Source organism: Streptomyces tamarix (assembly GCF_032423885.1).
GTDB classification, from domain to species: domain Bacteria; phylum Actinomycetota; class Actinomycetes; order Streptomycetales; family Streptomycetaceae; genus Streptomyces; species Streptomyces tamarix.
The window spans coordinates 20,922-34,638 of record NZ_JAWCTQ010000028.1 but is presented as its reverse complement, the minus strand read 5'-3'; the positions used below and the strand labels follow the sequence as shown (position 1 = coordinate 34,638).

Genomic DNA, 13,717 nt, shown 5'->3' with positions numbered 1-13,717 from the left:
TCGGAGGCGGGCGTTTTCTCGCCCCCAGGTCCATTCCTGGCGCGGCGCGTACCGCGTACGGAGTACGCGGGGCGGTGCCTCAGTCCACCCTCGGGCGTACCAGCCCCGACTCGTACGCGATGACGACGAGCTGGGCGCGGTCGCGGGCGCCGAGCTTCGCCATGGCCCGGTTCACATGGGTCTTGACGGTGAGCGGGCTGACCCGCAGGCGCTCGGCGATCTCGTCGTTGGAGAGCCCGGCGGCGACGTGGACGAGGACCTCCCGCTCACGGCCCGTCAGCCCGGCGAGCCGCTCGGCGTGCGCGCCGGGGCCGCCGGGGCGCGGCCCGGAGCCGCCGTTCCCGCTCTGGGCGAGGAACGTGGCGATCAGGCCCTTGGTGGCGGCGGGCGACAGCAGGGCGTCCCCGGCGGCGGCGACCCGGATGGCGCTCAGCAGCTCGTCCGGTTCGGCGCCCTTGCCGAGGAAGCCGCAGGCGCCGGCGCGCAGCGACTGCACGACGTACTCGTCGACCTCGAACGTCGTCAGCATCACCACGTGGACGTGGCCGAGGGCCGGATCGGCGGTGATCTCGCGGGTGGCGGCGAGGCCGTCCGTACCGGGCATGCGGATGTCCATCAGGACCACGTCCGGCGAGGCCGAGCGGGTCAGGGCGACCGCCTCGGCGCCGTCCGACGCCTCCCCGACGACCCGCATGTCCGGCTCCGACTCGACCAGCACCCGGAACGCGCTGCGGAGCAGGGCCTGGTCGTCGGCGAGCAACACCTTGATCGGTTCGGTCGTCGTCATGTGGCCCGGTCCTCCCCAGAGCGAGTGGTGAGGGGCAGTATCGCCTGCACGCGGAAGCCGCCCCCGTAGCGGGGGCCCGTGGTGAGGGCGCCGCCGAGGGCGGCGGCCCGCTCGCGCATGCCGACCAGGCCGTGCCCGCCGGCCGTGCCCGCCGGCGCGGGGGCGGGCCCGTCGCCGTCGTCGAGGACGGTGACCTCGATGGTCCGGCCGACGCGCAGGACGCTCACCTCCGCGGTGGCGGACGCGCCGGCGTGCTTGCGGACGTTGGTGAGCGCCTCCTGGATGATCCGGTACGCGGCGAGGTCGACGGCCGCGGGCAGGTGCGTGCCGTGGTCGGTGCGGGCCAGCCGCACGGGGAGACCGGCGTGGCGGAACGTGTCCAGCAGGTCGTCGAGGACGGCCAGGCCCGGCGCGGGTTCGGTGGGGGCCTCCGGGTCGCCGGACTGGCGGAGCAGGCCGACCGTGGCGCGCAGCTCGTCCAGCGCGGAACGGCTGGCCTCCCGCACGTGCGCCAGGGCCTCCTTGGCCTGGTCGGGGCGGCGGTCCATGACGTGCGCGGCGACACCGGCCTGGACGTTGACGAGGGCGATGTGGTGGGCGACCACGTCGTGGAGGTCGCGGGCGATGCGCAGGCGCTCCTCGGCGACGCGGCGGCGGGCCTCCTCCTCCCGGGTGCGCTCGGCGCGCTCGGCGCGCTCCCGGATGGCGTCGACGAACGCGCGGCGGCTGCGGACCGCGTCGCCCGCGGCGGCGGCCATGCCCGTCCAGGCGAAGACGCCCAGGTTCTGCTGGGCGTACCAGGGGGAGGAGCCGAAGAACATGGCGGCGGCCGTCAGGACCGTCATCGTCGCCAGGCCCACGCGCCAGGTGGTGGGGCGGTCGGTGCGGGAGGCGACGGTGTACAGGGCGACGACGGCGCTCATCGAGACCGGTGCGGGCGGGTCGCCGGCGACGAACTCCACGACCGTGGCCGCGCCGGTGGCCGCGAGGGCCCGCAGGGGCGCGCGGCGCCTCGCCACGAGGGCGGCGGCGCCGACGGCCATCAGCAGGACGCCGGTGGGGCGGGGGGCGCGGGTGCCGAAGGTGGGGCCCGTGCCGTCGCCGTGCGGGTCGACGAAGGACCCCAGGACCATGGCCCCGAGGACGGCCGCGGCCAGGAGGGCGTCGAAGGCGAGGGGGTGCGCGCGCAGCCGGTCGCGGCAGCGGGTGAAGGCGTTTCCTTGTGCCGGCACACCGAGAGGGTAGCCCCGCCCGGCTGCCCGGCCGGCCCGGCGGAGCGGCGCCCGGACGGCCCGCCCGGCGCCCGGCACCGGGCCGGGCGCCGGGCGGGTGCCAGGTCAGGCGCCGGGTCGGGTGCCGGCCCGGGGCCGCCGGCCACCGGGGCTGCGGCCGGGGGCGAGCGCTACAGCAGCGCTACAGCGGGGGGATCAGGCCCTCGTCGGAGTCGGAGAGGAGGGAGCGCACGTCCTCCAGGGTGGCGTCCGGGGACGGGAGGATGAGGTCGGAGGGCTCCAGGGAGTCGTCCGGGAGCGGGTCGCCCAGCTCGCGGACGCGCTCCAGGAGGGCGTGCAGGGTCCGGCGGAAACCGGCGCCGTCACCGGTCTCCATCTCGGCGAGCAGCTCGTCGTCGAGCCCGTCCAGTTCGGCGAAGTGGCCCTCGGCCAGCCTCACCTGGCCCTCCCCCATGATCCTCACGATCATGACGCGCCGTCCTTACTGCTTGTCGAACCTCGGCCGCGACGCCTGCCGGTCCTGTTCCTGGGCCTGCGGCGTGGCGTCGCCGCCCTCGATCGCCTGCTGCGCGGCCGTGCCGCCCGCCAGCTCGGCCTTCATGCGCTGGAGCTCCAGCTCCACGTCCGTTCCGCCCGACAGGCGGTCCAGCTCGGCCTGGATGTCGTCCTTCGCGAGGCCGGACTGGTCGTCGAGGGCGCCGGAGGCGAGGAGCTCGTCGATGGCGCCGGCGCGGGCCTGGAGCTGCGCGGTCTTGTCCTCGGCGCGCTGGATGGCGACGCCCACGTCGCTCATCTCCTCCGAAATGCCGGAGAAGGACTCGGCGATGCGGGTCTGGGCCTGCGCCGCCGTGTACGTGGCCTTGATGGTCTCCTTCTTCGTGCGGAAGGCGTCGACCTTGGCCTGGAGCCGCTGCGCGGCGAGCGTCAGCTTCTCCTCCTCGCCCTGGAGGGTCTGGTGCTGCGTCTCCAGGTCGGTCACCTGCTGCTGCAGCGCCGCGCGCCGGGACAGCGCCTCGCGGGCGAGGTCCTCGCGGCCGAGCGCCAGCGCCTTGCGGCCCTGGTCCTCCAGCTTGGCGGACTGGTTCTGCAGCTGGTTCAGCTGGAGTTCGAGGCGCTTGCGGGAGGTGGCCACGTCCGCCACGCCGCGGCGGACCTTCTGGAGCAGCTCCAGCTGCTTCTGGTACGAGTAATCGAGGGTCTCGCGCGGGTCCTCGGCCCGGTCCAGGGCCTTGTTCGCCTTCGCGCGGAAGATCATCCCCATACGCTTCATCACACCGCTCATGGGCTTCGCGCGCCCCCTTCTGACCGACTTCGGCTGCAGCACTCCGACAGAACCCACAGTACGGGCCCTGTCTCCATTACCGCACTGTTCGGGCGCCGATGCGCTCCTCCCCAAGGACGACTGCTGACGGCCCGTCTCCGGCCCAGGGAGTAGATGGCCGCCGGGGCGTCCGCCCCGGGGAGCCGGCCGCGGGACGCGGGCCGTTGCCGGATCGTTCCCCACCGGGGTGGGGTCCATGCGCGGCACCCCGTACCCTTGGGATTTGTGTTCCGTAGCCGTTCGAAGGATGAGAAGGCCCCCACCGGCAAGGTGACGGCGGACCTCTCCAAGCAGCCCCGCGACCCGCAGGCCCCCAAGGGCCGCCCCACCCCGAAGCGGAGCGAGGCCCAGACCCAGCGCCGCCGCGCGGTGACGCCGACGCTCGACCGCAAGGAGGCGATGCGCCGCCAGCGCGAGGCCCGCCGCGCAGACCTGGCCCGCCAGCGCGAGGCGCTGGCCTCGGGCGACGAGCGCTTCCTGCCCGCCCGCGACCGCGGGCCGGTCCGCCGCTTCGTGCGGGACTTCGTCGACTCGCGGTTCTTCGTCGCCGAGATGTTCCTGCCGCTGGCGCTGGTGATCCTGGTCCTGTCGGTGATCCAGATCGGCCAGATGCAGACGATCGCCACGCTGCTGTGGCTGGGCGTGATCGTGCTGATCATCCTCGACTCGATCGGGTTGGCGTTCCGCCTGAAGAAGCAGCTCAAGCAGCGCTTCCCGAACGAGCCGAAGCGCGGCGCCGTCGCGTACGCCCTGATGCGCTCGCTCCAGATGCGCCGGCTGCGGCTGCCGAAGCCGCAGGTCAAACGGGGAGAGCGGCCCTGAGCACCACGGTCTCCGGAAGCGGGGGCGCGGCGGCGGAATGGCTGGACGGGCTCGGCGGACTGCGCGACACCGTCCGCCAGGAGCTCGTCGCGCGCCAACTGGACGAGCAGATAGGCGCCCGCTACCCGGTGGGTCAGCGGCTGCGCATACTCGACGTCGGCATGGGCCAGGGCACGCAGGCGCTGCGGCTGGCCCGGGCCGGGCACACGGTGACCGGCCTGGAGTCCGACCCCGAGATGTTGAGGGTCGCCCGTGAGGCGCTGGCGACCGAGCCGGCCGGCATCCGCGAGCGGTTCCGGCTGATCCAGGGCGACGGCCGGGAGACCGGCGTGCACTTCCTGCCGGGCAGCTTCGATGTCGTGCTGTGCCACGGCGTCCTGATGTACGTGGACGAGCCCGACGCCATGCTGGCCGGGCTGGCCCGGATGCTGGCGCCCGGCGGTCTGCTGTCCCTGGTCGTACGGAACGCGGACGCGCTGGCCATGCGGCCGGGGCTGGCCGGGGACTGGTCGGCCGCCCTGGCCGCGTTCGACTCGGACACCTGCGTGAGCGACTTCGGGGTGCCGACGCGCGCCGACCGGCTGGAGACGCTGACGGCCACGCTCGCCGGGATCGCGGCGCCGCTGCAGGCGTGGTACGGCGTGCGGGTCTTCACCGACGCGGTGCCCACGGACGAGGGCCTGCCCGCGGCGCAGGAGCTGGAGCGGCTGTTGGCCGCCGAGGACCGGGCGGGCCGCACCGACCCGTACCGCGCGGTGGCGGCGCTGCTGCACCTGTGCGGCGTCCGCGGCTGACCCCGCCCGGACCCGTGGCCGGCTCCGCGCCCGGCCGGGCGGAATCCGTCGCGCCCGGCAGGCAGGTGCGCGCGGGACTTCCGCGTCCTCGTCGGTGTGAGTACTGGTGAAGGCGCAATCGACCCCGGGGCCGTGACGCCCCGCCTGCCCGCCCGCGAGACGTGGCGGGCGCTGTACCGGCACTTCCGGCCGCACCGCGCGGCCGTCGCCCTCGGCGCGCTGCTGGCGCTGGTCGGCACCGTGACCGGGCTGGCGCAGCCGCTCGCCGCGAAGACCCTGGTGGACCGGCTCGGCCGGGACGAGCCGATCACGGGCGTCCTGCTCGGCCTGACCGCGCTGGTGGTCGCCGGGACGGCGGTCTCGGCGGTCGGCTCGTACGTCCTGGAGCGCACCGCCGAGTCGGTGGTGCTGGCCGCCCGCCACTCCCTCATCGGGCGGCTGCTGCGGCTGCGGCTGGTGGAGGTGGAGCGGACCCAGCCCGGTGACCTGATGGCGCGGATCACCTCGGACACGACGCTGCTGCGGGCGGTGACGACGCGGTCGGTCGTCTCGGCGGCGACCGGCGGGCTCGGGTTCCTCGCCACGCTCGTGATGATGCTGATGATGGACGCCGTGCTGCTCGGCGTGACGCTCGGCGTGATCGTGCTGATCGGCGGGGCGTTCGCGCTGGCCATGCCGAGGATCGCGGAGGCGACGCGGCGGTCGCAGGCGGCGGTCGGGGAGATATCCAGCCGCCTGGAGCGGGCGTTCGGGGCGTTCCGCACGGTGAAGGCGTCGGGCGCCGAGGCGCGGGAGACGGCGGTCGTGGAGGAGGCGGCGCACGACGCGTGGCGGCACGGGGTGAGGGCCGCGGGGTGGCAGGCGCTCGCCGGGTCGTCGGTGGGGCTCGCGGTGCAGGTGTCGTTCCTGGCCGTGCTGGGCATCGGCGGGGCGCGGGTCGCGTCGGGGGCGATCACCGTCGCCGAGCTGATCGCGTTCCTGCTGTACCTCTTCTACCTGATCGAGCCGGTGTCGCAGTTGGTCGAGGCGGTGACGCAGTACCAGGTGGGGTCGGCGGCGATCGCCCGGATCGAGGAGGCGGAGCGGCTGGCCGCCGAGGACCCGGAGCAGGGGGCCGGGACCGTCGCGGCGGGCGGGGGCGGGCCGGCGTCGGTCGTCTTCGAGGACGTCGCCTTCCGGTACCGGGACGACCTGCCGTACGTGCACCACGGGGTGTCGTTCGAGGTGCCCGGGCCCGGCATGACCGCGTTCGTCGGGCCGTCCGGCGCGGGCAAGACGACCGTGTTTGGGCTCGTCGAGCGGTTCTACGAGGCGACTGGCGGACGGGTCCTCGTCGACGGCCGGGACGTGCGGGACTGGCCGGTCGCCGCGCTGCGGGGCGCCATCGGGTACGTCGAGCAGGACGCGCCGGTCCTGGCGGGGACGCTCCGCGAGAACCTCGTGTTCGCCGCGCCCGGCGCGACGGAGGAGGAGGTCCGGGAGGTGCTCGTGCGGACGCGGCTGGACGCGCTCGTGGAGCGGCTGCCGGACGGGCTGGACACCGTCGTCGGGCACCGCGGCTCGAAGCTGTCCGGCGGGGAGCGCCAGCGCGTCGCCGTCGCCCGGGCGCTGCTGCGCAGGCCCCGGCTGCTGCTGCTCGACGAGGCGACGTCGCAGCTGGACGCGGTCAACGAGATGGCGCTGCGGGACGTCGTCGCGGAGGTGGCGCGGGAGGTGACCGTCCTGGTGGTGGCGCACCGGCTGTCGACGGTGACGCTGGCGGACCGGATCGTGGTGATGGACGCGGGACGGGTCCGGGCGGTGGGCACGCACGCGGAGCTGGTGGCCGGCGATCCGCTGTACGCGGAGCTGGCGGCGACGCAGTTCCTGGCCACGCGGGGGTAGCGGGGAACGAAACGGGGCCGGGGGCAGCGGGGGCACCGTTCCGCCCCCTGATCGGGTGCGCTGCACGGGCAGGGACGGAGGGATGAAAGGGATACTCCGGACATGGACCTCCTGCTGCCGCGTGTGCGCGCGCTGTCGTTGCCCCTCGTCGCCGGAGTGAGCGCGGTCGCCCTGCTGGGCGGCTGCACCACCGGCCTGCCGCCCGCCGGGCCCGCGGCGGCCGGCCCGCGCGTGACGGGCACGGCGCAGGCGCGGACGCAGGCGCCGGCGCAGCGGCAGGCGGGCGACCTGCAGAGCGAGTACCAGGCCGTGATCAAGAACGTGCTGCCGTCGGTCGTCACCATCGAGGCGGGCGAGAGCCTGGGCTCGGGGGTCGTCTACGACGACGAGGGCCACATCGTGACCAACGCCCACGTCGTCGGGTCCGCCCGCAGCTTCCGCGTCACGGTCGCCACGCAGGAGCAGCCCCTGGCGGCGCGGCTCATCTCCAGCTACCCGGACCAGGACCTCGCCGTCGTCAAACTGGACGGCCCCCCGCCCGCGGGGGTGCGCCCGGCCCGGTTCGGCGACTCGGCGAAGGTGGAGGTCGGGCAGATCGTCCTCGCCATGGGGTCGCCGCTGGGGCTGTCCGGCAGCGTCACCCAGGGCATCGTCTCCGCGATCGGCCGCACGGTCAGCGAGGGCCAGTCCGGCGGGGGGACGGGCGCGACGATCGGCAACATGGTGCAGACCTCCGCGCCGATCAACCCCGGCAACAGCGGGGGCGCGCTGGTCAACCTGAACAGCGAGGTCGTCGGCATCCCGACCCTCGCGGCGGTCGACCCCGAGGGCGGCGGGGGCTCGGCGCCCGGGATCGGCTTCGCCATCCCCGTGTCGATGGTGCGGACGGTCGCGGACCAGATCGTGAAGTTCGGGAGCGTGCGGGACTCCGGGCGGGCGGCGCTGGGGATCTCCGGGCGCACGGTCCTCGACGACGAGTACCGCCCGGCGGGGGTCGCGGTGGAGCGCGTCCTGGAGGGCGGGGCGGCGCAGGGGGCGGGGCTGCGGGTGGGGGACACCATCACCCGGGTGGAGGATACGGAGATCACGACGATCACGTCGCTGCTGGAGGCGCTGGCCTCGCTGAAGCCGGGGCAGAAGGTGGCCGTGCGGTACGTGCGCGAGGGGCGCGCGCGGACGGCGCGGGTGACCCTGGGCGAGATGTGACGCGGCGGGCCCGCCGCGGGACGCCGCGGGCCCGCCGGCAGGGTCAGGACTCGGCGTTCAACGGCATGGGGCCGTAGATCCTGGTGCCGTCCTCGAAGAGCGTCACCTGGTCCGCGCCGCCCTCCAGCAGGTCGCGCCACGTCTCGCCGATCCAGGACTCCGCGTCCCCCTGCGTGGTGAACTCCTCCGGCGTCACCGCCGGCTCCACCTCCGTGCCGTCGGACTTCTCGAACCGCCACGTCCACGCCATGCGCGCCTCCCGCGTCCTGCACCTGTGCTGGTTCCTGCCCGCAGCGTAGCCGGGCGCGCAGCCGCGCGGGGCCCGCGGGAGGATCGGGTACGTGGAACTGACTCTGCTCGGCACCGGGGCCCCGACCGGCCTCCCCCGCCCCGGCTGCCCCTGCGCCGCGTGCGCCACCGCCCGCGGCCCGTACGCGCGCTCCGCGACCTCGCTGCTCGTGGACGGCGTGCTGCTGCTCGACCTCACCCCGGGCGCCGCCCTGGCCGCCGCCCGCGCGGGGCACACGCTCACGGGCGTGCGGCAGGTGCTGCTGACGCACCCGCACGACGGCCCGCCCGTGGAGCTCCCCGCCGGGCTGCCGTCCGCGGGCCGCGTCCCGGACGGGCGGGAGCTGGCGCTGATCAGCGGGCACCGCGTCCGGGCCGTGCCGATGGACGCGCCCGGCACCGGGTACGAGGTGACGTCCCCGGAGGGGGCGCGGCTGCTGTACCTGCCGCCGGGCTGCGCCCCCGCCGGGCCGGCCGCGCCGCGGCGCCCGTACGACCTGCTCGCCGCCGACGTGACCGGGCGGCCGGACGCGCTGGCCCGGCTGCGGGCGGCCGGCGCGGTGGGCCGGGACACCGACGTGCTGGCCGTGCACCTGGACCACGACGTGCCGCCCGGCCCGGAGCTGGACCGGCGGCTCGCCGCGGCCGGCGCCCGGGCCGTACCGGACGGGACGACGCTCACGGTCGGCGCGTACCGGGAGGTCCCGTCGCCGCCCCGCCGCACGCTGGTCACCGGGGGCGCCCGGTCGGGGAAGTCCCTGGAGGCGGAGCGGCGCCTGGAGGCGTACCCGGACGTGGTGTACGTGGCGACGGGCGGCGGCCGGGACGGCGACGCGGAGTGGGCGGCCAGGGTGGGCGCGCACCGGGAGCGGCGGCCCGGTTCCTGGCGCACCGAGGAGACCTGCGAGGTGGCCGGACTGCTGGCGGCGGACGGGCCTCCCCTGCTGGTCGACTGCCTGTCGCTGTGGCTGACCGACGCCATGGACCGGGTCGGCGCCTGGGACGACGAGACGTGGGCCCGTACGGGCGAGAAGGCGCTGCGGGAGCGGGTCGACGAACTGGTCGCCGCCGTCCGCGCCACGTCCCGCACGGTCGTCGCCGTCACCAACGAGGTGGGCTCCGGCGTCGTGCCGGCGACGGCGGCCGGGCGGCGCTTCCGGGACGAGCTGGGGCGGCTGAACGCGGCCGTCGCGGACGAGTGCGAGCAGGTGTTGCTCGCGGTGTCGGGGCAGGTTCTCGTACTGCGCGGCTGACCGTCTCCCGGGCCCGGTACTGTTCCGCGAATGAGCAGGCTGAATCTCGACGACTTCTCCGAACTGATCGAGCGCCCGGACAGCGGAATCCGCAGGGACGCCGAGGAACGCCGGGAGCGGCTGGCCGTCCCGCCCGGCGCGCTCGGCCGTCTGGACGAGCTCGGCGAGTGGCTGGCCGCCGCGCAGGGCGCCGTGCCCGTGCGGCCGGTGGAGCGGCCGAAGGCCGTGCTGTTCGCCGGGGACCACGGCGTGGCCGCGCTCGACGTGTCGGGGCGCGCCGCGGGGACGGCGTACGCGCTGGTACGGGCGGTGCTGGACGGGTCCGGCCCGGTGGCCGTGCTGGCGCGGCGCGCCGGGGTCCCGGTGCGGATCGTCGACGCGGGTCTGGACTGCGACCCGGGGCTGCTGCCGGAGGAGGTCGTACGGCACCGGGTGCGGCGCGGCAGCGGGCGCATCGACGTCGAGGACGCCCTCACGGCGGAGGAGGCCGAGCGGGCGGTGCGGCTCGGCATGGCGATCGCCGACGAGGAGGCCGACTCGGGCACCGACCTGGTGGTGCTGGGCGACCTGAGCGTCGGCGGGACCACGGTGGCGGCCACGTTGATCGCCGCGCTCTGCGGGACGGACGCGTCCGTCGTGACCGGGCGCGGCGGCGCGGGCATCGACGACCTGGCGTGGATGCGCAAGTGCGCGGCGGTCCGCGACGCGCTGCGCCGGGCGCGGCCGGTGCTGGGCGACCAGTTGGAGCTGCTGGCGACGGTGGGCGGCGCGGACGTCGCGGCGACGACCGGGTTCCTGCTCCAGGCGGCCGTGCGGCGGATGCCGGTGATCCTGGACGGCGTCGTGTCGGCGGCGTGCGCGCTGGTCGGGCAGCGGGCCGCGTTCCGGGCGCCCGACTGGTGGCTGGCGGGGCAGGCGAGCGGGGAGCCGGCGCAGGCGAAGGCACTGGACCGGATGGCGCTCAACCCGCTGCTCGACCACGGCGTCACCGTGGGTGAAGGAACCGGGGCGCTGCTCGCCCTGCCCCTCGTCCAGGCCGCCGCGGCGCTCGCGGCGGAGCTGCCGGAACGGCCCGACCAGCCGGGACCGGAGGACGCGCGCGGGGAGGGCGGCTCGGACTGACGCCTCCGGTGCGGCCCCTCCCCCGCGGGCGGGGCCGCACCGGCGTCCGGCGTGGCACGCGGCGCCCCCTTCGACCACGTTTCCTGGGGAGATCCGGTTGACCGCCGAACGAACAGCCCTGCCGCGGCGCCGCCGCGCGCCCCGCGCCGACGCCGCGGCCGGGGGCCGCCGGGCGGGTCCGGCCGTACGGCGGTTCGCGCGCCGCGAGTGGGGGCCGCTGGCCGGGGCCGTCCGGGCGGCACCGGCCGGACGCGGGTGGCGGGCCGTCCCGCTGACGCTGGGCGCGGTGTGCCTGACGGCGCTGTTCCACCTGGTGCAGAACCAGCCGTGGGGGTATGGGCCGGTGCGGGCGATCGGGGCGGTGCGGGCCGAGGACCCGGTGTGGGCGGCGCTGCTGCGGACGCCGCTGTCGCTGTTCGTACCGGCGCTCGACCTGCCGGTGTGGGGGGCGCTGGCGCAGGTCCTGGTCGTGTTCGGGATCGCGGAGACCTGCCTGGGCCGGGCGCGGACGCTGACCGTCGCGTACGCGGCGACGCTGGCCGGGACGGCGTACGCGCGGCTCGGCGTCGCGCTGGGCCCGGGGACGCCGCTGCTGGGGCTGCCCGCCTCGGACGCGGGGGTGGTGGACACGGGCCCGTCGGCGGCCGTGGTGGGGCTGGCGGTGTTCGTGTGCTGGCGGTACCGGGCGTGGCTGACGGGGTGGCTGGTGATCGTCGCCATGGTCGTCGAGGTGGTCGTCAAGCCGAACCTGGCCGGCAAGGAGCACCTGGCGGCCCTCGCGGCGGCCGTGGCCGCGTACGGGGTGTCGGCGTGGCGTCGGCGCTCGCGTCAGGGGCCGGGGCCCGCGGGCGGGTCGCCGTCCCCGCCGGGCGGGGGCGGCACGCGGGCGGGGAAGCCGCCGACCAGTTCGTGGAAGCAGCGGGTGAACCGCGCCCAGCGCCGGTCGTAGCGGTGGGCCCGCAGTCCGGCCCTGGCCCGGGCGCGCGGCCGGTTGCGGTAGGCGCGCCGCGCCCAGGGCGAGTCGGGGCGGGCCAGCCGCAGGGCGCCGACGACGGCGACGAACGGCACGAGCGCCCCGATGACGGCCATGCGGAACTTGCCCTTCAGCAGGGCGACGACCACGAAGAGCAGGTTCGTCCCGGCCGTGACGAAGACCTGCGCCCGGTCCCGCCGCTCCTCCGGCGTCAGGGAGTCCACGCCGAACGGCGAGGAGCCGCCCAGGACGAGGGCGACGAGCGCGGCGGTGAGGACGACCGCCTCCACGCTCTTGCGGCCCTGCTCGGTCCAGTACACGTCGGCGAGGTGGAGGATCAGGGCGAACTCGTCGAGGACCAGCCCGGCGCCCACCCCGAAGACCAGCGCGCAGACGGCGGCGGCCACGTCCCCCCGCGCGCCGACCGAGCCGAAGCCGCCGATCAGGGTGAGGACGACGCCGGGGACCACGTGGTGGACGTGGACGCCGCCGGTGGTGACGTTCCGGAAGGGGCCCCGGCCGGCGCGGATGAGCCGGGTGACGGTCCGGGTGACCAGGAACGTCAGCACGAAGGAGGACAGCGCCAGGAGCAACGGCAGCTTGCCCGGCTCGACGATGTCGCGGGTGAACCAGTGACCCATGCCACCTCGTCCGTAATCAGGCGTTATGCGTAATCTACCGGGCGGGGGCGCGTCCGGCGGCGACTAGTGTGCGCGCGGTGACGACCACCGACGCCCTCCCGCGCCTCCACGGCCTGCGCTTCGCCTTCGGCACGCTCACCGTCCTGCCCGCCCGGGTCGCGCGCTGGGACCGGGACGCCGCCCGCTCCGGCATGCTGTGCGCGCCCGTCGCCGGGCTGGTCGTCGGCCTCTGCGCGGCAACGGCCGGCGTGGTGCTCCTGCTGCTCGGCGCGGGCCCGCTGCTCGCCGCCGTCGCCTCGGCGGCCGTGCCCGCCGTGCTCACCCGGGGGCTCCACCTGGACGGGCTCGCCGACACGGCCGACGGACTCGGCAGCGGCAAGCCGGCCGAGGACGCACTGCGGATCATGAAGCGGTCGGACATCGGGCCGTTCGGCGTCGTCACGCTGCTCCTCGTGCTGCTCGCCCAGGTGGCGGCGCTCCACCGGCTGTACGACGGGGGATGGGCGCGCGGTGCCGTCGCGGCGGTCCTCGCCGGTACCGTCGCCCGGCTCGCGCTCACCCTCGCCTCCCGCACCGGCGTACCGGCGGCCCGCCCCGAGGGGCTGGGCGCGGTGGTCGCGGGCACCGTGCCGGCGCGCGCCGCGCTGGTGGCGGGCGTGCTGGTGGTGGGCGCGTGCGCGGGCGCCGGGGCGCTGTCCGGGGCGCCCGCCGGGGCGTACGGAGCGCTGCGCCACGCGCTGGGCGCGCTGGTCGCGCTGGGCGTGGCGGAGTTGCTGCTGCGCCGGTGCGTGCGCAGGTTCGGCGGGGTGACGGGGGACGTGTTCGGTGCGGTCGCGGAGGCGGCGGCGACCGCCGCCCTGGTGGCCCTGACCCTGGGCTGACGGACGCTCAACAGGGCGAAGGCCCTCTGTCGCGCGTTCCCGTGCGCGCGGGGGTCGGCCCCGTAGTTGCTGGAGGGTGAGGCCGGAGGTTCGCGCGTTCCCGTGCGCCCGGGGGCCGGGCCGTCGGTCAGACGGGATCGGGCCGTCGGTCGGACGGGATCGGGCCGTCGGGTGGGCGGGGTCGGGCCGTCGGGTGGGCGGGGTCGGCGCGGGGGCCGGGCCGCTCGCGCACCCGGACCGGTTCACCCCGGCGGGGTGCCCCGGGCGAGGGGCAGGGCCGTGTCCGGCACGTCCTGGCCGGCATCGCGGGATGCTCCCGCGCGCGGGGGTCACGGCAGACCTTGTCGAGCGCGGTGAACGGCTGCCGCGGGGTGCTCCCGTGCGCGGGGGTCACGGGTGCGCCGCGCCCCGACTGCGCGGCGGCGCGCGGGCGTTGCTCCCCCGCCCCTCCCCCCGCGGGTGCTCCCGCGCGGCGGGCCCGCGCCGCAAGGGCCCTCGGGGACGGCGCGCGCG

The 13,717-nt window shown here is 76.4% G+C and carries 13 protein-coding genes and 1 pseudogene; 8 read left to right on the top strand and 6 right to left on the bottom strand.

The genetic code is table 11. The features are described 5' to 3' along the window. Positions 1-79 precede the first annotated feature (79 nt). From RND61_RS21120 to RND61_RS21105, 4 genes are all read right to left on the bottom strand, one after another. Positions 80-787: a response regulator transcription factor gene (locus RND61_RS21120; RefSeq protein WP_315879591.1), complete on the bottom strand. Its 708-nt coding sequence runs from the start codon at positions 785-787 to the stop codon at positions 80-82. Then, positions 784-2,019 carry a sensor histidine kinase gene (locus tag RND61_RS21115; protein WP_315879590.1) on the bottom strand — a complete coding sequence of 412 codons (1,236 nt, stop codon included), beginning with the start codon at positions 2,017-2,019 and terminating at the stop codon, positions 784-786. Before RND61_RS21115 ends, RND61_RS21120 begins: the two co-directional genes overlap by 4 nt. A 181-nt stretch (positions 2,020-2,200) precedes the next feature. Further along, positions 2,201-2,488, bottom strand: coding sequence for a PspA-associated protein PspAA (gene pspAA / locus RND61_RS21110; RefSeq protein ID WP_315879589.1), 288 nt, complete (start codon positions 2,486-2,488; stop codon positions 2,201-2,203). A 12-nt stretch (positions 2,489-2,500) separates the two neighbouring features. Beyond that, complete coding sequence (locus tag RND61_RS21105) at positions 2,501-3,301, bottom strand: PspA/IM30 family protein (RefSeq protein WP_315879588.1); 801 nt, start codon at positions 3,299-3,301, stop codon at positions 2,501-2,503. Between the two features lie 264 nt (positions 3,302-3,565). Between RND61_RS21105 and RND61_RS21100 the strand changes: the two genes are divergently transcribed. From RND61_RS21100 to RND61_RS21085, 4 genes are all read left to right on the top strand, one after another. Further along, complete coding sequence (locus RND61_RS21100; RefSeq protein WP_315879587.1) at positions 3,566-4,162, top strand: DUF3043 domain-containing protein; 597 nt, start codon at positions 3,566-3,568, stop codon at positions 4,160-4,162. A gap of 59 nt (positions 4,163-4,221) precedes the next feature. After that, positions 4,222-4,956 carry a class I SAM-dependent methyltransferase gene (locus tag RND61_RS21095; protein ID WP_315879646.1) on the top strand — a complete coding sequence of 245 codons (735 nt, stop codon included), beginning with the start codon at positions 4,222-4,224 and terminating at the stop codon, positions 4,954-4,956. A gap of 96 nt (positions 4,957-5,052) precedes the next feature. Continuing rightward, positions 5,053-6,840 carry an ABC transporter ATP-binding protein gene (locus RND61_RS21090; protein WP_391653835.1) on the top strand — a complete coding sequence of 596 codons (1,788 nt, stop codon included), beginning with the start codon at positions 5,053-5,055 and terminating at the stop codon, positions 6,838-6,840. Positions 6,841-6,942: 102 nt separating this feature from the next. Further along, positions 6,943-8,046 carry a S1C family serine protease gene (locus tag RND61_RS21085; RefSeq protein ID WP_315879585.1) on the top strand — a complete coding sequence of 368 codons (1,104 nt, stop codon included), beginning with the start codon at positions 6,943-6,945 and terminating at the stop codon, positions 8,044-8,046. Between the two features lie 43 nt (positions 8,047-8,089). On the opposite strand, the gene RND61_RS21080 is transcribed toward RND61_RS21085, so the two are convergent. After that, positions 8,090-8,296, bottom strand: a complete 207-nt coding sequence (locus RND61_RS21080) for a hypothetical protein (RefSeq protein ID WP_315879584.1) — start codon at positions 8,294-8,296, stop codon at positions 8,090-8,092. Positions 8,297-8,387: 91 nt separating this feature from the next. On the opposite strand from RND61_RS21080, the gene RND61_RS21075 reads away from it, so the two are divergent. The 3 genes from RND61_RS21075 (at position 8,388) to RND61_RS21065 (ending at position 11,658) form a co-directional block, all read left to right on the top strand. Beyond that, positions 8,388-9,587, top strand: coding sequence for a bifunctional adenosylcobinamide kinase/adenosylcobinamide-phosphate guanylyltransferase (locus tag RND61_RS21075; protein ID WP_315879583.1), 1,200 nt, complete (start codon positions 8,388-8,390; stop codon positions 9,585-9,587). 30 nt (positions 9,588-9,617) lie between these two features. Then, positions 9,618-10,709 (top strand): nicotinate-nucleotide--dimethylbenzimidazole phosphoribosyltransferase, encoded by a 1,092-nt coding sequence (gene cobT, locus RND61_RS21070; protein ID WP_315879582.1) that lies wholly within the window; start codon positions 9,618-9,620, stop codon positions 10,707-10,709. Between the two features lie 217 nt (positions 10,710-10,926). Beyond that, the gene (locus RND61_RS21065) at positions 10,927-11,658 is read left to right on the top strand and encodes a hypothetical protein (RefSeq protein ID WP_315879645.1); all 732 of its coding nucleotides are present in this window, start codon (positions 10,927-10,929) and stop codon (positions 11,656-11,658) included. Here RND61_RS21065 and RND61_RS21060 read toward each other — a convergent pair. Then, positions 11,577-12,323 (bottom strand): annotated as a pseudogene (locus RND61_RS21060) (hypothetical protein); the annotation flags it as partial. The gene RND61_RS21065 and the pseudogene RND61_RS21060 sit on opposite strands and share 82 nt — an antisense overlap. A 68-nt stretch (positions 12,324-12,391) precedes the next feature. Here RND61_RS21060 and RND61_RS21055 point away from each other — a divergent pair. After that, positions 12,392-13,204 carry an adenosylcobinamide-GDP ribazoletransferase gene (locus RND61_RS21055; protein ID WP_391653832.1) on the top strand — a complete coding sequence of 271 codons (813 nt, stop codon included), beginning with the start codon at positions 12,392-12,394 and terminating at the stop codon, positions 13,202-13,204. Positions 13,205-13,717 lie beyond the last annotated feature (513 nt).